Source organism: Streptomyces sp. MAI_2237 (genome assembly GCF_054189285.1).
Genome location: NZ_JAJPGQ010000003.1, coordinates 2007719 through 2025801, shown reverse-complemented (window position 1 = coordinate 2025801; position 18083 = coordinate 2007719). Strand labels below are relative to the sequence as shown.

Sequence of the window (18083 nt, the reverse complement as noted above, 5' to 3'; positions counted from 1 at the left end):
TTTCCAGCCTCGCCCACCCATCCAGCCCGTCCGGCACTGGAGGACAAGGCCGCCCCATCCCGGCCCGTCCGGCGTTTGAGGACGAGGCCGTCCAGGCCGAAGCGGGGGCCGGGGGGCGGCAGCCCCCAGAAGGTCAAGCCGACAGCTCCTCCCGCAACGCGTCCCGCAGCCGCGCCGCCCGCTCCGTGACCTCCGCCGGCCCGAGGGACACGGCCCGGTCCGCCCACCGCTGCCCCTCCGCCAGCTCACCCCGACGCGCGTAGACCAGGGCCAGCCGCAACGCCGCCCGACCGTGCCCGGCGTCGGCCGCCCGCGTCCACCACACCGCCGCTTCCGGCTCGCTGCCCTCCCGGGCCAGCAGCAGCCCCAGGTTGAAGGCGCCGTTGCGGGACCCGGCCTCGGCCGCCTCGCGGTACCACCGGGCCGCCTCCACCACGTCCCCGCGGGCCGCCGCCATCATGCCCACCCGCACCTGCGCCCGCCGGTGGCCCTGGGAGGCCGCCCGCTCGTACCACTCCTCGCACTCGGTCTTCTCGTGCAGCACCTCGCCCAGCTCGTGCGCCGGCTCCGGGGGCCGCCGCGCGTCGAGCACGGTGGCCAGCCGGTACGCCGCCTCGGCGCTCCCGCCCCCGGCCGCGCAGCGCAGGTGCCGCTCCGCCTCGAGCTCGTCCCCGTCCCGCAGCCGCGCGATCCCCACCTGCAGCGCCGCCTCGGTGTGCCCGGCGGCGGCGGCACGCTCGTACCACCGCAGCGCGGCCTCGTCCTCGTCCCGCCCGGCGTGCAGGATGCCCAGGTTGAACGCGGCGTCCACGCTGCCGGCCTCCGCTGCCTTGGAGAACCACGGCTCGGCCCCGGTCGTGTCGCCGCCCTGGAGCAGCAGGATGGCCAGCGCGTTCGCCGCCTCCCGGTGCCCCGCGTAGGCGGCCCGCCGGTACCACTGCTCGGCCTGCGCGGTCCGCCCCTGCTCGGCGCAGAGAAGCCCCAGGTTGTACGCGCCGTTGTCGTCCCCGGCGTCCATGGCCGCGCGGTACCACCGCTCGGCGGTCTGCGTCTCGCCGCGCTCGGCGTGCAGCGCGCCGAGCGCGTTGGCCGCGTTGCCGTCCCCGTCCTGCGCGGCTCTCAGCCACCAGACGGCGGCGCTCTCGGTGTCGCCGGCGTCGCGCAGCAGGAAGCCGAGTGCGCAGGCGGCCCGTGCCTCGCCGTCCTTGGCGGAGGTCAGGTACCAGCGCCCGGCCTCCTTGAGCTCCCCCCGCTTCTCCAGGATCGCCCCGAGGTGCAGCGCGGCCCGCCGGTGCCCGCGCGCGGCGGCCTGCCGGTAGTACTGCTCGGCCTCGGCGTGCAGCTCGACACCGTTGTCGGGCCCGCCCTCCTCCGAGCAGGCCGCCCTGCGGTCGAGCGCGCGCGCCAGCCGGTACGCCGCCTCACGGTGGCCCCGCTCGGCCGCGGCCCGCATCCACGTTCCGGCCGCGGCGTCCCCGCGGTGCTCCAGCAGGTCGGCGAGCGCGTACGCCCCCAGGGCGTGCCCCTGCTCGGCGGACTGGCGCAGCCAGTACTCGGCGGCCGGCTCGTCCCCGCGCTCGCGGTGATGGCGGCCCAGCGCGTGCGCGGCCGCGGCCGACCCGGCGACGGCGGCGATCCGCCACCATCCGGCAGCCTCGTCGGCGTAGCCGCGCTGGTGCAGCAGGACGCCCAGGTTGTTGGCGGCGGCGCGGTCACCGGCCGCGGTGGCGGCACGCAGATGGGGTTCGGCGCCGTCGAGGTCCCCACGGCGCAGCAGCATGGCCCCGAGAACACTCATCGCCTCGACGTCGCCGGCTTCGGCGGCGAGCCGCTGACGCAGTTCCTCGGCAGCCTCTTCCGCGGCCTCCCCGGCGTCGGTCCCGCCCGGTTGGGAAGGCTGCACAAATCGCCCTGTCTCGAACAGAGTTGCCTTGTCCCCCATAACGTCCATCGTCGCACCACCTGCAACCTGGGTACACCTGGTATACCGCAGCCATTGAGGTCACTTCAGCGTTTTGTCGACATGCCCACAGAGAGACAAGTCAAACACAGATCCCCCAACTCCCCACCGCGCCACGTACACCCTGTGCTCGGCACACGCGTTCGCACACGTCGAAGGCCCGGATCCGTTGATGGATCCGGGCCTTCGACTGCAGTAGCGGGGACAGGATTTGAACCTGCGACCTCTGGGTTATGAGCCCAGCGAGCTACCGAGCTGCTCCACCCCGCGTCGTTGTTCTGCAACCGTATCACGACGCGGGGTGGCCTTTGATCAGCCGCTGCCCGGACTGCCGCTCGGGCTGGGACTGCCGCTGGGGCTCGGACTGCTGCTGCTCTTGTTGCCGCCGCCGCTGCCGCCGGAGGTCTTGCCGGCCTTGGACTGCGCCTCCTCGGCCCTCTTCAGCGCGTCCTCGAGGTCCTTCTGCGCCTCGCCGTACGCCTTCCAGTCGCCCTTCTTCAGGGCCGTCTGGCCGGCGTCGAAGGCCTTCTGGGCGTCGTCGAGGGCCTGTTGGACCGTCGGGTTGCTGGACGTCGGCGGCTTGGTGGTCCCCTGGTCGGGCGGCGTGGTGGTCGAACTCTCCGCCCCGAAGACCTTGTTGAGCGCCTGGTCGAGGGTGTCCTCGAAGGCGGTCTTGTCGCCGTAGCTGACCAGCACCTTGCGCAGCAGTGGGTACTTCAGTCCACCACCGCGTACGTAGACCGGCTCCACGTAGAGCAGTCCTCCGTCGAGCGGCACCGTGAGCAGGTTGCCGTACTCGATGTCGGAGTCACCGCCCTTGAGCAACTTGATCGACTCGGCGATGTCCTGTTCGGAGTTGAACTGGCTCTGCACCTGTTTGGGCCCGTCGACCGTCGTACTGGTCGGCAGCTTCAGGATTCTGATCTTTCCGTAGTCGCTGGAGTCCGCCTGGGCGTCGACCGACATGAACGCACTCAGGTTGTCACGGCCGTTGGGCGTGAACGTCGTCGTCAGCGAGAACGCCTGCGACGCCTGGTCGGGCATCTTCATGCTCAGGTAGTACGGCGGCACCGCGTTGCCCGACTTGTTGGTCGGGTCGTCCGGCACCTGCCACACCTCGCTGCCGGTGAGGAAGGTGGTCGGGTTGGTGACGTGGTAGCGGGTCAGCAGCTCGCGCTGGACCTTGAACAGGTCCTGCGGGTACCGCAGATGCGCCAGCAGCGACTTGGAGATGGCGCTCTTGGACTCGACCGTGCCCGGGAATGCCTTCATCCAGGTCTTCAGGACCGGGTCCTGGGTGTCCCACTGATAGAGCTTGACCTCGCCGGTGTAGGCGTCGACGGTCGCCTTCACCGAGTTGCGGATGTAGTTGACCTGGTTCTGCTGGGCCACCACCGCGCGCGAGTTGTTGGTCGCGGTCAGCGAGTCGGCCGTCGTGTCACCGAGGGTCGTACGGGACGCGTACGGGTAGCCGTTCGTCGTCGTGTACGCGTCGACGATCCACTGGATACGGCCGTCGACCACCGCCGGATAGGCGTCGCCGTCGATGGTCAGCCAGGGCGCCACCGCCTCGACGCGCTCCTTGGGCGTGCGGTTGTACAGAATCCGCGAACCCTCGCCGATGGCGCCGGAGTAGAGGATCTGCGGCTCGCTGAACGCCACCGCGTACGCCGCCCGGTTGATCGGGTTGGCGAGGTTGACGCCGCTCTTGCCCTGGTAGCTGGTGGTCTTCTCACCGCTGTCGTCGGAGTAGTCGATCTCCTTCTGGGGACCGCCGACGATCGAGTAGGTGGTGGTCTTCTCGCCGTAGTAGACCTGCTGCTCGTACGTCCCCAGGTCACCCCGGGAGGGCAGGTCGGACTCGGTGAAGACCGGCTGGCCGTTGGGGTCGGCCGCGGTGCCCTTGGCCGCCACCACGCCGTAGCCGTGGGTGTAGCGGAAGTGGTCGTTGATCCAGTTGTTCTTCGGGATGCCGTTGAGGTTCAGCTCCCGCAGACCGATGACCGTGTCCTGGACCTTGCCGTCCTTGGTGTAGCGGTCGACGTCCAGGTTGGTCGGGAACGCGTAGTAGTTCCTGATCTGCTGCAGCTGCTGGAACGTCGGCGAGACGATGTTCGGGTCCAGGATGCGGATGCTCGCCGTGGAGTCGACGTCGTCGCGCAGCGTCGCCTTGTCCTGGGTCTTGCTGGTGCCCGAGTAGTCGCTGACCTTGGTGCCGTCGATGCCGTAGGCCTCGCGCGTCGCCTTGAGGTTCTTCTGGACGTACGGGGCTTCCTTGGCCTGCTCGTTCGGCTGGACCTGGAACTTCTGCACGATCGCCGGGTAGAGCCCGCCGATCAGGATGGCGGAGAGCACCATCAGGCCGAAGCCGATCACCGGCAGCTGCCAGGTGCGCCGCCACAGGGTGGCGAAGAACAGCAGGGCGCAGATGACGGCGATGCAGAACAGGATGGTCTTCGCCGGCAGGTAGGCGTTCGCGTCGACGTACCTCAGACCGGTCCAGTTGTCCGTGGCCTTGAAGTCGCTGGACTTCACCGCCAGGCCGTACCGGTCGAGCCAGTACGCGACCGCCTTCAGCGCGACGAAGACGCCGAGCAGCACCGACAGGTGCCCGGTCGCGGCCGCGGTGGCCCGCGCGCCCGGGGAGGTGATCCTGAGCCCGCCGTACAGGTAGTGGGTCAGCGCGGCGGCGATCAGCGCGAGGATCGTGGCGGCGAAGCCGAAGCCCAGCAGGAAGCGGTACCAGGGCAGGTCGAAGGCGTAGAAGGAGACGTCGAGGTGGAACTGCGGGTCCTTCTGGTGGAAGGGCACGCCGTTGACCCACATCAACCAGGTCCGCCACTGGCTGGACGCCGAGGCGCCGGCGATCAGGCCCACCAGGGAGGTGATCGCGAGCAGCAGCCACCTCTTGTAGGGCGCGATGCCCATGCGGTAGCGGTCGAGGCTCTGCTGCTCCATCGACATGGCGCTCAACGGCGGCCGCAGCCGGTGCGCGAGCCAGATGTTGACGCCGACCGCGAGGGCCATCAGCAGACCGAAGACGAAGAACAGGCCGATCTTGGTCCACAGGGTGGTGGTGAACACGGACGAGTAGTGCACCGACCGGTACCAGAGCCAGTCCGTCCAGAAGCCCGCGAACATGGTGAACGCCATGCCGAGCACGGCAAGGACGCCCAGTGTCATGAGCAGGGTCCGGACGCGCCGGGACGGGCGGCCCACTCTGATCCGTGGCCCCGTCGGGCCTCCGCCGCGGTCCGGCATCTGGAAAGCCAAGGTGCGCACCTCGAAGTCGCTGTCGGTCCGTCAGGCCCGCGGTTTCACGGGCCTGCCGTGGCCCCCCGTGATCGTGGGCCCACACCTATGCAACTTACTCACCGTTTACTCGGTTCCCGATTCCGGCCATGAACGAGGCAGGATTGTGACCATGTCCAACACCCCCATGGCGGCGAACCCGCTCACCCGGGCCGTTCTCGAGATCGACGAGTACGCCTCCGGCCTCGGCTGGGACCAGCCCGCCCGCCTCTTCGCCCTCGTAGACACCGCTCGGCTGCGAACCCAGGAACCCGCCCTCGCGGCCCAGCTCGGCCTGGAGGAGGAGCAGGAGTCCGCCGCTCTCACCCCGATCGAGCAGGACGAGATCCCGGCGGGCAGGCCGCTGGACGAGTTCCTCGCCACGATCGCGTGGCCCGACGCGGTCGTCGGGTGCGCGCTGACGGTGGAGCGGCTGATGCTGCCGCCGTCGGCCGAGGCGTCCGTACCGGAGGGGCTGAACGAGAAGAAGCTCGCGCAGTGGGTCGCCGAGCACCCCGACCGCCAGGAGGTCCGGATGACGGTCGCGGTGCTGCGTGACGGCACCCGCGAATCGGCCCTTCGGCTGCGCGAGAAGGACACGCCCACGGAGGTCCTCACGGGCGGCGACCTGGTGCCGGGCCTGGCCGAGGCCCTGTCGGCGACCTTCGAGGACTGAGCTCCTCCGGACCGGAATCCTCCGGGTTTGGCTTCTCCGGAGCGAGCTCCTCCGGTACGGCGACGGGGGCGCCCCGCATGAGCGAGGGCGCCCCCGTCCGTGTCCGGGGCCCGTGCGTCAGCCCTTGGCCGTGCACTTCGGCAGGGCGGCGGTGTCGCCGCTGCGGATGTCCTTGAGCGCCGACAGGGCGTCCTTGATGGTGTTCACCTTGACGAGCCTGAGTCCGCCGGGGGTGTCCTTGGCGGCGGCCGCGCAGTTCTCGGCCGGGGTCAGGAAGTACCGGGCGCCCTTGTCGCGCGCGCCGACCGTCTTCATCTCGATGCCACCGATCGGGCCGACCTTGCCGTTGTCGTCGATCGTGCCGGTGCCGGCCACGAACCTGCCGCCGGTGAGGCTGCCCGGGGTGAGCTTGTCGTAGATGCCGAGCGCGAACATCAGTCCGGCGCTGGGGCCGCCGACGTCGGCGAGCTTGATGTCGATGGTGAACGGGAAGGTGTGGTCGGTCCCGGCGGAGATCCCGACGATGGCCCGCTTCGCCCCGCTGTCGTCGGACGTGGCGGTCGTGATCGTGATCTTCTCGGTCTTCGTCGCCGTCCTGTGCGCCTTCTCGGCGGCGGCCTGCTCCTTGGCCGGCACGATCGTGAAGACCACGTTCTCGCCCGGCTTGTGCTTGGTCACCAGCTTGGCGACGTCGGCCGGCTCCTTGACCACGGTGCCGTCGACGGCCTTGATGACGTCCCCGGCGTGCAGCCTGCCCTCGGCGGGCGAGTCCTTCACCACCGTGGAGACGATCACCCAGGACGTCACCGGGACGCCGAGCTGCTTGAGCGCCGCCACCTTGGCGCTCTCCTGCGACTGGCTGAACTCCTCGGCGTTCTCCTGGGTCGACTGCTCCTCGGTCTTGCCGTCCGGGTAGAGCGTGTCGTGCGGCACGACCTTGTTGTCGTGCGCGAGCCACCCGTACACGGCCTCGACGAGGTTCATCCGGTAGTCGGCGCTGGTGACCCGCACCGTGGTCATGTTCAGGTTCCCGCTGGTGGCGTACGTCCTGCGCCCGGAGATCTGCAACACCGGCTCGCCGTCGTGGTTCCCCAACGTGTTCACCGTCGGGCCCGGTGACATCTCCGAGTACGGCACGGGGATGAAGACTCCCGCGCACAGGAGCGCGATCAGCATCAGGGTGGAGGCGAGCATCGTCGCGGTGCGGCGTGGCATGCCACGACAGTACGGGACGTGTCTGTCGGAGGGCCGTCAGCCCCACCCTCTGTCATGTACCGGAGTGGGACTTCTCCATGGCCTCACGGAAGCGGGCGTACCCGTCGAGCTCCGGTCCGTCGCCGCGCACCTTGCGGGTGCGGTTGGCCCAACTGCCCCACAGACCGGCGCCGATCGCTGCCACCAGCGGAATCAACAACCACACGAGCGCACCCATGCCGACCTCCCATCCCCGGTGAGCGATCGCGAACTGACTGATCAGCAGATTAACCGCCGCCACTGACAACGCTCATGCCAGGGGTGCGGTTACGCAACCCGGGGCCGACGTAGGGAGTCAGCGGACTCCCTACGGGTGCTCAGCAGGCGCCGACCCATTCCTCCGTACCGTCGGAGAAGGTCTGGTGCTTCCAGATCGGCACCTCGTGCTTGAGGTCGTCGATCAGCTTCCGGCAGGCGTCGAAGGCCTCGCCCCGGTGCGGACACGACACGGCGACCACGACGGCCAGATCCCCGACCGCGAGGTCCCCGACGCGGTGCACCGCCGCCAGGGCCCGCACGGGATACTCCGCGACGACCTTCTCGGCGATCCGCCGCATCTCCGCCTCGGCACTGGGGTGGCACGAGTAGCCGAGCCGGTCGACGTCCGTTCCGCCGTCGTGGTTGCGCACGGTGCCCACGAACAGCGCGGTCCCGCCGGCGGCGTCGTCCCCGACGGCCCGGAAGACCTCGTCGACCGACAGGGGCGTCTCGCGCACGCCGATGAGCTTGACGGGATCGTCCGCGGCCCGCTCGCCGGGGTGATCGTGGGTGTCTGCCATGCGTCCATCGTGCCTCACGCCCGTGACAACACGGAATACGACGTTCACCAGGCACATGCGCGTGCGGTTCGGCGACTCCTACAGGGCCGCGGCGCCGAGCCGGTCGGTCCGGCCGGGCCGGTCAGATCCGGCGCCGGGCCTTGCGGGCCCGCCGTACCACGGCCGCCGCGCCCAGCAGGGCCACCGTCGCCCCCGCGGCACCCGCCGCGGTCGCGTCCTTGCGTCCCAGCCGCCGCCCGGCGACGGTGTGCCGCCCGGAGACCTCCTCCAGCAGCTCCGCGAGCACCTCCTCGTTGGTCCACTGCGGCCGCCACCCGGCGTCGTGCAGCCGGCTGCCGCTCACCACCCAGGGGTACATCGTGTAGGCGAGGTCCCCGGCCGGCGACGGCGTCAGCCCGATCCGGTGCAGCCGGGCCGCCGCGCCGAGCGCCACGGCCGACGGCAGCTCCATCCGCCGGATCCCGCTGAGCTCCTCGACCTCCTCCTGCTCCAGCCACCCCTCGCAGCCCACGGCGAGCTCGCCCTCGACCTTCTCCAGGACGGCGTACTCCAGGGCGCTGCACAGGTCCTCGACGTGGCAGAACTGCCAGGCCGGCCGCGACCCGGCCACGACCAGCAGCCGGGGCGACTCGAAATACCGGGTGAGCGCGGTGTCGGTGCCTCCCACCAGCACGGCCGGACGCACGACGGTGACGTTCAGTCCGGGGTGCGCCCGGGGCGCGCGCCGTGCGAGCCGCTCGACCTCTAGCAGGTCGCCCACACCGGTGGCCTCGGCCGTGGCCCGCAGCTCGGCGTCCTCCGAGAGGGGCAGCTCGTTGTCCGGCAGCGCCCCGTAGACCATCGAGGACGTGCACAGCACGACCCGGTGCACCCCGGCCGCGGCGGCGGCCGTGAGCACGGTCTGCGTCCCCCGGACGTTGTAGGCCGTCCGGGCGGCGGCGTCGGTCTCGAGGTCGAGGTCGAGCGCCAGATGGACCACGACGTCGGCACCGCGCAGCTTGTCGGCGATGGCGGGGTCGCGCACGTCGAGGATGTGCCACTGGGCCGCCGCGCACTCGCCGCGCCGCTCGTCGATGGCGATGACCTGCTTGATCGCGTCGGACGCGGCCAGCCGCTCGGTGAGCAGCGCGCCGACACCGGTCGCGGCGCCGGTGACCGCGACGACGGGCCCGCGTACAGTCGGGGGGGTTGACTCGTTTCGCGCTGCGCGAACCTGCGGATCTGGGGAACTCACCGGGCGTCTCCAGCGGTTGTCTTCAGTAAGAACGCGAGTGACGCGTCCGTACCAGGTGGCATCCATCCTGCCGCAGGCCACGAGTCGGCGAAGCACCGAGGCCCGAACCGCCCGTGGTGTCTACGCTGGGTGGTGTCATCGGGCAGCCGCGCCGTCGGGGACACCGGCGGCCTTACCAGCCGAGGAATCCCGTGAGCGACACCCCATTCGGATTCGGCCTTCCGCCGGAGGAGCCGGACGACGGCGACGAGGGCAAGAAGAAGGACCAGCAGAGCGGTGGTGGTCAGGACCCGGCCAACCCGTTCGGTTTCGGGCTGTCCGGCGCCGGCGGCTTCGGCGGCCCCGGCGGTGACAACCCGCTCGCCGCCATGTTCGGTTCCCTGAACCCCACCGACCTGGGCGCCGCCTTCCAGCAGCTGGGCCAGATGCTCTCGTACGAGGGCGGCCCGGTGAACTGGGACATGGCGAAGCAGATCGCCCGCCAGACCGTCTCGCAGGGCACCGCGGACGGCGTGAAGGACGCGAGCGTGGGCCCCGCCGAGCGCAACGCCGTCCAGGAGGCCGTCCGCCTGGCCGACCTGTGGCTGGACGACGTGACGTCCCTGCCGTCCGGCGCCGGCACCGCGGTGGCGTGGTCGCGCGCGGAGTGGGTGGAGGCGACCCTGCCCGCGTGGCAGGAGCTCGTCGACCCGGTCGCCGAGCGTGTCGGCACCGCGATGGGCGACGTCCTGCCGGAGGAGATGCAGGCCATGGCGGGCCCGCTGATCGGCATGATGCGCTCGATGGGCGGCGCCATGTTCGGCACGCAGATCGGGCAGGCCGTGGGCGTGCTCGCGGGCGAGGTCGTCGGCTCCACCGACATCGGCCTGCCGCTGAGCCCGGCCGGCAAGGCGGCGCTGCTGCCGGTGAACATCGAGACCTTCGGCAAGGACCTGGGCGTGCCGAAGGAGGAGGTGCGGCTGTACCTGGCCCTGCGCGAGGCCGCCCACCAGCGCCTCTTCGCGCACGTGCCGTGGCTGCGCTCGCACCTGTACGGCGCGGTCGACGGCTACGCCCGCGGGATCAAGGTCGACACCGCCAAGCTGGAGGACGTCGTCGGCCAGTTCGACCCGCAGAACCCGGAGCAGCTGCAGGACGCCCTGCAGCAGGGCATGTTCCAGCCGGAGGACACGCCCGAGCAGAAGGCGGCCCTGGCCCGCCTGGAGACCGCTCTGGCGCTCGTCGAGGGCTGGGTGGACGCGGTGGTGCACGCGGCCGCGAAGCCGCGTCTGTCGTCCGCCGACGCGCTGCGCGAGACCCTGCGCCGCCGCCGCGCCTCGGGCGGTCCTGCGGAGCAGACGTTCGCCACGCTGATCGGCCTGGAGCTGCGCCCGCGCCGCCTGCGCGACGCCTCCCGCCTGTGGGCCTCGCTCACCGACGCGCGCGGCATCGACGGCCGCGACGCCCTGTGGTCCCACCCGGACATGCTGCCCACAGCCTCCGACCTGGACGACCCGGACGGCTTCGTGCACCGCGAGCAGCTGGACTTCTCCGAGCTGGACAAGATGCTGGGCGAGGCGGCGGACAAGCCCGACCTGCGCAAGAAGGACGACGACAAGGGCGACGACACCGAGTGAGCCTGTACGACGACGCGGTCCTCGTCCTGAAGGGGTACGAGGGCCAGGAAGAGCTGCGCCAGGCCTACCTCGACCATCTGGCGGCCCACCCGGACGGCATGTGGAAGTCCTGCGGGGCCGGCCACCTCACGGCGAGCGCCCTGGTGATCGACCCCTCGCGGGGGCGTGTGCTGCTCACCCTGCACCGGAAGCTGCGGATGTGGCTGCAGATGGGCGGGCACTGCGAGCCCGGGGACGCCTCGCTGGAGGCGGCGGCGCTGCGCGAGGCCACCGAGGAGTCGGGCATCACCGGGCTCGCGCTGCTGCCGGGCGGCCCGGTCCGGCTCGACCGGCACCCGATCCCGGCCCCCTGTCACTGGCACCTCGACGTGCAGTACGCCGTCCTGGCGCCCCCTGGAGCGGTCCAGGAGATCAGTGACGAGTCCCTCGACCTGCGCTGGTTCGGCTACGACGAGGTGGCGGACGTGGCCGACGAGTCGGTCGTACGACTGCTGGAGGAGACCCGCGCCAGGCTCTGAACGGGTGAGGGGTGACCACCTTCGGCGATCACCCCTGACCGGTTCTAGCTCCAGACGTTGCCCTGGTTCTGGGCCCGCACCCCGTGCTGGCCCATGCCGTACTGGGCGGCGAGGCCCTGCCCGACTTGGGCGTTCTGCGGCGGCAGCAGTTCACTCGGCTGGACCAGCGCGAAGCCGCTGCCCATGAAGCTGAGCTCCCAGCCCTCACCGGTGTTGCCGCGGCGGCGCCACACCCCGGAGGAGTGCGTCTGGGCCTGCATCTGCACCCGCAGACCGGTGGACCAGGCGACGATCGCGTCGGCGTCGCAGTTGACGTACTTGTCGGGTGTGACCTGCAGCATCAGCGGCGCGCCCGAGGTCATCAGCGCGACCTTGCCGCGGCCGGTGATGTTCAGCTGGTACTTCCCGGAGCCGGAGATGCCGTAGAGGCTGTCGACGGCGATGACCTCGTGGTGCAGCGAGGAGTCCATCGCGAGCACGTAGCTGCTGTCGACGGTCAGGCCGTCCTGGTCCACGTCCACCACATGGATGTGCTGGGCGAGGTTGGCGAAGTACACCGTGCCCTGCCCGTGGCAGCGCATGAGGCTCAGGCCCTCGCCGGTGTAGGCACGCGCGCGTGCCTGGTTGTTGCTCTGGTATTCCGCGTCGAACTCGACGAGCCCCTGGTAGGCGACCATCGTGCCCTTGCGGGCCAGGATGTCGTCGTGGCCCTGCAGGCTGACGCGCAGCAGCTGCTTGTTCTGCAGGCTGTAGCGCTCCTGGGACTGGGAGTCGTTGTGGGCGAAAAGCGAACTCTGCATGGCGTTTCTGGCTCCCCCTCAGCCCCGGAACCGCAGGCGGTCGGTGCTGTCCTCGCTGGGCTGGACGACGACGATGCCCTGACCGGAGAAGCCCATCTGGTAGGCCTCGCCGCTGCCGCGGCCGATCAGCGACTGCGCCTTGAAGCTGCGCTTGCCCTTCACCTTGAGGTTCGGGGACCAGGCGACGAGGGCGTCCGGGTCGACGTACGTCTCGTCCTCGCCACCACCGCAGTCCACGACGATCGGCGTGCCCCGGGAGGTCAGCGCGACCCAGCCCTGCCCGGAGATCTTCGTGTTCCACAGGCCCTGTCCGGCGAACTTCGCCAGCCCCTTGACCCGCTCGACGCCCCAGGTGAGGTGGGCGTCGAAGGCGAGCAGGTTGGTGGCGTTGACGGAGATGCCGTCGCCGTTGAGGTTGATGACGACGACGTTCGCGCCGTAGTCGGCGAGGTAGAGCAGTCCGTCGCCGGAGCACTTCATCAGGGGCGCGCCCTCGCCGGTGATCCAGTCGCGGGCGATCTGGCGCACGGCCGGCGGGTTGGGCTCGTACTGGATGAAGCCCTCGTAGGCGATCATCGAGCCCACGCGCGCGAGGAGGTCCTGCCCGCTCTGCATGGCGACCTTGAGCATGTGCTCGCCGTGGTTCTCCATGCGGGCGGTGACGGGTGCGGGGGCGAAGCCCGCGAGCGGCTGGTTCATGACGGGCTCCCTCAGACCTCGTACGGCTGGACGACGATGAAGTTGCCGGGGGCGCCCCGGAACTGCAGGTTCACGCTCTCGCCGGTGTCGCCCGGGTAGGCGTTGCGGCGCATCCGGACCTGGCTGGAGACGATCACCTGGGAGGCGGCCGACCAGGCGACCACGGCGTTGGCGTCGGCGAACGTCGTGGGCGTGACGGGCAGCACCACCGGCGTGCCGTGCGTCTTCACGACGAGGGTGCCGGTCCCCTGGAACTGCATCGTGAACAGCGCGCCCCCGGGGATGCCGTGCCCCTCGATGCGCCGGACCTCGTACTGCAGGGTCTCGTCGAAGGCGAGGACGTTCTCGGCGGAGACGCAGATCGCGTCGCCCTGGAGCTCGATGGGGTGCAGATGCGTGGCGTTCTCGGCGAGGAACACCTGGCCCTGGCCGGTGCAGCGCATCAGCTGCATCTCCTGGCCGGTGGCGTTGCCCACGATGCGGCCCGCGAAGCCGGCGCCCTTGTAGCTGAAGTCGACCTTGCCCTGGTAGAGCACCATGCTGCCCTGGCGGGCGAGCACGGGCTGGCCGCCCATGCCGAGGTCGACCCGGATGAGTTTCTTGTTCTGCTGCGTCCAGCGCTGACCGGTGGGCGTCTCCTTGAACACCGACAGCGCGGCGGACACACCGGCGCCCCCCTGGGGAGCGCCCTGCGGGACGCCGTAGCCGCCCGCCTGCTGGCCGGGGACCTGGCCGAAGGGCGGCTGCTGGCCGTAGCCGGGCGGCTGACCGTAACCGGGCGGCGGGGCGGGGGCCTGAGGCGCCTGCGGGTATCCGGGCGGCGGGGCGCCGTGGCCGGGGGGCTGGCCGTAGGGCTGCTGCTGGGGCGGCTGGCCGTACGGCGCCGGGACGGGGCCGGGCGGCGGCACCGTGGCGCCGCCGGGCGGGCTCATCGGCGCGACGATGGTGGGCGCGGCGTGCACGTTCGGCGCCGGCGCGGGCGTGGGCGCCGCGGGCGGGGGCGGGGTCGCGCCCGGGGGCGGGGCGAAGCCCTGGGCGGGCTGCGGCGCCGGTGCCGGGGCGGGAGGAGCGGCCGGGGCGGCGAACGCGGGCGGTGCGAAGCCGGGAGCTGCGCCGGAGGCCTGCGGCTGCTGGGGAGCCGCGGGGGCCTCCTCCTCCGCGACCTCGCCGCCGAAGTTCTTCAGCAGCGCCTCCAGACCGCCGTCGAAGCCCTGGCCGACGGCCGCGAAGCGCCACACGTCCTTCAGGTAGAAGTCGCCCAGCATCACGGCCCGCTCGGTGGTGAACTCCGAGCCGTTGAACGCGTACCGGGCCACCTCCTCGCCGCCCGCGACGATCCGCAGGTAGCCGGGTCCGACCTGCGACATCTGGCCGGCGCCGTCGATGGTCGCCGTGAAGGACAGCTTCTGGATCTGCGGCGGGACCCGGTCCAGCGTGATCCGGAAGGACTCGGTGTCGCCTGCCTGCGCACCCAGGAGCTGGATGGACTCCTCGGGGGACTTGGGCTGGTTGAAGAAGATGAAATAGCGGTCGTCCGAGAGCCGTTCGTCGGCGTCGAGACCGAAGCAGCTGATGTCGAACGTCAGCCCGGGTCCGCCGATCTGCACGCCTACGTACAGATCGGTGCCCGGGGTGAGGTCACTGATCTTGGCCTTGTGGCCGCGTTGGAATTCCCTGGCCATGCGTAACGACCGTCCCCCATCCCGAATGCGAGTGCGTCGCGCCAGGCTAACGGCTAACTCCGACATCGGAAGAAGCCGGTACAGACCCGGTACACAACCGCGTCCCGGCAGCGGGGGCGTCCGTCAGTCCTCGCGGACGCCCGGCAGATGCGGCAACCGTTCGGCGGCGACCACTCCTTCGAGGTAGCCGCGGGCCCGTTCGGTGCGCGGATAGGCCTCCAGGAGCCGCCAGAACCGGGGTCCGTGCCCGGGCACCAGCAGATGCGCCAGCTCATGGACGAGCACGTAGTCGATGACGTACTCGGGCATCCCCTGCAGCCGGTGCGACAGGCGGATGCTGCCCTCCGACGGGGTGCACGAGCCCCAGCGCGTGTTCTGGTTGGTGACCCAGCGCACCGAGGCGGGCCGCGCCCGGCCCTCGAAGTACTGGGCGGACAGCCGCTCGGCACGCTCGGCCAGCGCGTCGTCGCCGAGGATCCGTTTGCTCTCCTGGGCGGCCAGCTTGTCGAGCATGACGGTGACCCAGCGCTGCTCCTCAGCCTCGGACATCCGGGCAGGGATGAGCACGACGGTGCGATCGCCCTCGCGGTACGCGGAGACCGTCCGGCGTCGCCGGGCGCTCCTGCGGACCTCGATCGCGCTCGCCCCCGAGCCGCTCGGCGGCTGGCTCGTCGTGCTGCGCTGTGGCGTTCCGGCGCGGTGCAGTGGGTCGGCGGGCACGCCCCGACGTTACCCGCTGTACCTGGGGAAGTCCCGACTCCGGGACGGTTCCGTGCCGATCCCCCACCGAGCGTTTGATTCGTACGACGAATATCCACCGCCTGTGGACAACTTTCGGCACGCTCCGCCGGGCCCGGGCATGCTGGGTCTCAACCGCGGAGGCCGACCTGCCTCCGCCGGCGGACGGGATGTTCTCTCAGGGCTACGGGGGCCTGCCGATGAATGCGACAGATGCACTGATTGCCACGGATGCCGGGAATGTAACGGATGTGATCGCGCCGGTGATGAAGCACGCGCTCAGACGCGGCTGGCGTGATCTCAACACGGTGCAGTTCGGGATGGCCGCGGCGCACGCGCTGACGCTGGGCCCGATGGACTCCGCGACCGGCAGTTTCCTCGACCTGCTCGACGGCACGCGCGGCCTGCCGCTCCTGCGCGAGGAGGGGCGCCGCATGGACCTGCCCGACGGCCATGTCGACAAGCTGGTGTCCCGGCTGGCCGGAGCCGGTCTGCTGGACGACGCCAAAGGGGGCGGGCCGGCCGCCGACACCCTGCGCGGCAGGAAGGAGGTCCTGGACCGGCTGCGCCCCGACCTCGCCTCCCTGTCGGTGTTCAGCGCCGAACCGGGCGACGCGATCGGGCGCCTGGCCGCCCGGCGTTCCCTGCGCGTGCAGGTCCGGGGAGCGGGCCGGGTGGGAGCACTGCTGGCCTCGCTGCTGGCGGCGGCGGGCGTCGGCGAGGTCGACGTCCGCGACATCGGCCGGGTCGAGCGCTGGGACGTCTCGCCGGGTGGTCTGCCCCCGGAGTCCGTCGGCGCCCGCCGGGACGAGGCCGCCCGGCAGGCGGTACGCCGCTGCGCACCGGGCCGTCCGCCGCGCCGCGGCCCCGCGGAACCGTCCTCCGGCGGCGAGGCCGGATTCTCGCTGGTGGTCCTGGCCCCGCGCGACGACGTCGCCGTCCACGCCCCCGCGCCGTCCGCCGCCGAACCCCTCATCACTTCGGGTACGCCCCATCTGTACGCCGGTGTGGTGGAGGCGACCGGTGTCGTCGGCCCCCTCGTGCTGCCCGGCGAGACCGGCTGCGCGGGCTGTCTGCACGAGGGGCGCACCGACCGGGACCCGGCCTGGCCCCGCCTGGTAGCCCAGTGGCGGTCGGGTTCGGGCAGGTCACGGCAGGTGCGGCCGTGCGATGTGACACTGGCCACCACGGTCGCCGGACTGACGGCGGCCCACGCGCTCGCCTTTCTCGACGGCCGTCTCCCGGGAAGCGCCGGAGCTCGCTGGGAGGTCTCTCTACCCGCTCTGAGCTGGCATTCCCGACCGGTCTGGCCGCACCCGGCATGTCCGTGCGGAGCCGGGGAGAAGGTAAGTAAAGGGGGACACACCGATGAGGACGCGGAGCGGCACGCGACAATGAAGGGGCAACGGTCGCCGATGAAGTTGTGCCGTGAGGCAGAGGCGGCGCGGCCGGCAGGGACTTGGAGGGCGCATGTCTGATCTTCCCCGCAAGGCGGTCACCCGGACCGCCAAGCTCGCCGCGCTCCCACTCGGCTTCGCCGGGCGGGCCACCTGGGGCCTGGGCAAGCGGATCGTCGGCGAGTCGGCGGAGATCGTCGGCCGCGAGCTGCAGCAGCGTACGGCGGAGCAGTTGTTCAAGGTGCTGGGCGAGCTCAAGGGCGGTGCGATGAAGTTCGGGCAGGCTCTGTCCGTCTTCGAGTCCGCGCTCCCCGAGGAGGTCGCCGGCCCCTACCGTGCGGCGCTGACGAAGCTGCAGGAAGCGGCCCCGCCGATGCCGACGCGCACCGTGCACACGGTGCTCGCCGAGCGGCTCGGCGCTGACTGGCAGGAGCTGTTCCTGGAGTTCGAGGACAAGCCGGCAGCGGCGGCCTCGATCGGTCAGGTGCACCGGGGGGTCTGGCACGACGGCCGCGAGGTGGCGGTCAAGGTGCAGTACCCGGGAGCCGGCGACGCCCTCCTGTCCGATCTGAACCAGCTCAGCCGTTTCGCGCGTCTGCTGGGTCCGCTCATCCCCGGTATGGACGTCAAGCCGCTGATCACGGAACTCAGGGACCGCGTCTCGGAGGAGCTCGACTACGCCCTGGAGGCCCAGGCCCAGCGGACCCACGCCGAGGAGTTCACGGGCGACCCGGACGTGGTGGTGCCGGCAGTGGTCCACCAGTGCGACCAGATCCTGATCACCGAGTGGATGGACGGCATCCCGCTCTCGGAGATCATCGCCGACGGCACCCCGGAGCAGCGCGACCGCGCCGGCCAGCTCCTGGCCCGCTTCCTCTTCTCGGGGCCGGCCCGCACCGGTCTGCTGCACGCCGACCCGCACCCGGGCAACTTCCGTCTGCTGCCCGGCGACCCGGAGGGCGAGGGCGACTGGCGGCTGGGCGTGCTGGACTTCGGCACCGTCGACCGTCTCCCCGGAGGACTGCCCACCCCGATCGGCTACTCCCTGCGGATGACCCTCGACTCGGACGCGGAGGCCGTCTACGAGCTGCTGCGCGAGGAGGGTTTCGTCAAGGAGTCCATAGAGCTGGACCCCGCGGCGGTCCTCGACTACCTGCTGCCGATCATCGAACCGGCGCGGGCGGACGAGTTCACCTTCACCCGCGGCTGGATGCGCAGCCAGGCGGCCCGTATCGCCGACCCCCGCTCCCCCGCCTACCAGCTCGGCAAGCAGCTGAACCTGCCCCCCGCCTACCTGCTGATCCACCGGGTCACGCTGAGCACGATCGGCGTGCTGTGTCAGCTGGGAGCCACGGTGCGGCTGCGCGAGGAGCTGGAGGAGTGGCTGCCGGGGTTCGTCCTGGAGGACGAGGAGGACGAGCCGGCCGCGGAGGCCTGAG

15 protein-coding genes and 1 tRNA gene are annotated in these 18083 nt (G+C 71.2%); 5 read left to right on the top strand and 11 right to left on the bottom strand.

Annotated features, from left to right (window positions below):
• Positions 1 to 133 precede the first annotated feature (133 nt).
• The 3 genes from LN251_RS19810 to LN251_RS19800 all read right to left on the bottom strand — a co-directional run bounded on the left by LN251_RS19810 (position 134) and on the right by LN251_RS19800 (position 5242).
• Positions 134 to 1951 (bottom strand): tetratricopeptide repeat protein, encoded by a 1818-nt coding sequence (locus LN251_RS19810; RefSeq protein WP_458245571.1) that lies wholly within the window; start codon positions 1949 to 1951, stop codon positions 134 to 136.
• 205 nt (positions 1952 to 2156) lie between these two features.
• Positions 2157 to 2230 (bottom strand) — tRNA-Met (locus LN251_RS19805).
• 42 nt (positions 2231 to 2272) lie between these two features.
• Positions 2273 to 5242 (bottom strand): UPF0182 family membrane protein, encoded by a 2970-nt coding sequence (locus tag LN251_RS19800; protein WP_458245570.1) that lies wholly within the window; start codon positions 5240 to 5242, stop codon positions 2273 to 2275.
• Between the two features lie 142 nt (positions 5243 to 5384).
• Between LN251_RS19800 and LN251_RS19795 the strand changes: the two genes are divergently transcribed.
• Positions 5385 to 5927: a PPA1309 family protein gene (locus LN251_RS19795; protein ID WP_458245569.1), complete on the top strand. Its 543-nt coding sequence runs from the start codon at positions 5385 to 5387 to the stop codon at positions 5925 to 5927.
• 117 nt (positions 5928 to 6044) lie between these two features.
• On the opposite strand, the gene LN251_RS19790 is transcribed toward LN251_RS19795, so the two are convergent.
• The 4 genes from LN251_RS19790 to LN251_RS19775 all read right to left on the bottom strand — a co-directional run bounded on the left by LN251_RS19790 (position 6045) and on the right by LN251_RS19775 (position 9194).
• On the bottom strand, positions 6045 to 7142 hold the full coding sequence (locus tag LN251_RS19790; RefSeq protein WP_458245568.1) for a YlbL family protein: 1098 nt from the start codon (positions 7140 to 7142) through the stop codon (positions 6045 to 6047).
• Positions 7143 to 7194: 52 nt separating this feature from the next.
• Positions 7195 to 7359, bottom strand: coding sequence for a hypothetical protein (locus LN251_RS19785; protein ID WP_200702410.1), 165 nt, complete (start codon positions 7357 to 7359; stop codon positions 7195 to 7197).
• Between the two features lie 139 nt (positions 7360 to 7498).
• Entirely contained in the window at positions 7499 to 7960 is a 462-nt protein-coding gene (locus tag LN251_RS19780; RefSeq protein ID WP_058923353.1) for a molybdenum cofactor biosynthesis protein MoaE, read from the bottom strand.
• Positions 7961 to 8081: 121 nt separating this feature from the next.
• The gene (locus LN251_RS19775) at positions 8082 to 9194 is read right to left on the bottom strand and encodes an SDR family oxidoreductase (RefSeq protein WP_383678253.1); all 1113 of its coding nucleotides are present in this window, start codon (positions 9192 to 9194) and stop codon (positions 8082 to 8084) included.
• Between the two features lie 191 nt (positions 9195 to 9385).
• Between LN251_RS19775 and LN251_RS19770 the strand changes: the two genes are divergently transcribed.
• Complete coding sequence (locus LN251_RS19770) at positions 9386 to 10810, top strand: zinc-dependent metalloprotease (protein ID WP_058923355.1); 1425 nt, start codon at positions 9386 to 9388, stop codon at positions 10808 to 10810.
• A complete protein-coding gene (locus tag LN251_RS19765) occupies positions 10807 to 11328 on the top strand; it encodes an NUDIX hydrolase (RefSeq protein ID WP_458245567.1) in 522 nt (173 codons plus the stop codon). The genes LN251_RS19770 and LN251_RS19765 overlap by 4 nt, the downstream gene beginning before the upstream one ends.
• 44 nt (positions 11329 to 11372) lie before the next feature.
• Here the strand turns inward: LN251_RS19765 and LN251_RS19760 are convergent, their stop codons facing one another.
• The 4 genes from LN251_RS19760 to LN251_RS19745 all read right to left on the bottom strand — a co-directional run bounded on the left by LN251_RS19760 (position 11373) and on the right by LN251_RS19745 (position 15229).
• A complete protein-coding gene (locus tag LN251_RS19760; protein ID WP_458245566.1) occupies positions 11373 to 12128 on the bottom strand; it encodes an AIM24 family protein in 756 nt (251 codons plus the stop codon).
• An 18-nt stretch (positions 12129 to 12146) separates the two neighbouring features.
• Positions 12147 to 12827 carry an AIM24 family protein gene (locus LN251_RS19755; RefSeq protein ID WP_058923358.1) on the bottom strand — a complete coding sequence of 227 codons (681 nt, stop codon included), beginning with the start codon at positions 12825 to 12827 and terminating at the stop codon, positions 12147 to 12149.
• Positions 12828 to 12838: 11 nt separating this feature from the next.
• A complete protein-coding gene (locus LN251_RS19750; RefSeq protein WP_458245565.1) occupies positions 12839 to 14509 on the bottom strand; it encodes a TerD family protein in 1671 nt (556 codons plus the stop codon).
• A 123-nt stretch (positions 14510 to 14632) separates the two neighbouring features.
• Positions 14633 to 15229, bottom strand: a complete 597-nt coding sequence (locus tag LN251_RS19745; RefSeq protein WP_058923360.1) for a M48 metallopeptidase family protein — start codon at positions 15227 to 15229, stop codon at positions 14633 to 14635.
• 284 nt (positions 15230 to 15513) lie between these two features.
• Here LN251_RS19745 and LN251_RS19740 point away from each other — a divergent pair, with 284 nt between their 5' ends.
• A complete protein-coding gene (locus LN251_RS19740; RefSeq protein WP_458245564.1) occupies positions 15514 to 16725 on the top strand; it encodes a TOMM precursor leader peptide-binding protein in 1212 nt (403 codons plus the stop codon).
• Positions 16718 to 18082, top strand: a complete 1365-nt coding sequence (locus LN251_RS19735; RefSeq protein ID WP_458245563.1) for an ABC1 kinase family protein — start codon at positions 16718 to 16720, stop codon at positions 18080 to 18082. The genes LN251_RS19740 and LN251_RS19735 overlap by 8 nt, the downstream gene beginning before the upstream one ends.
• Position 18083 lies beyond the last annotated feature (1 nt).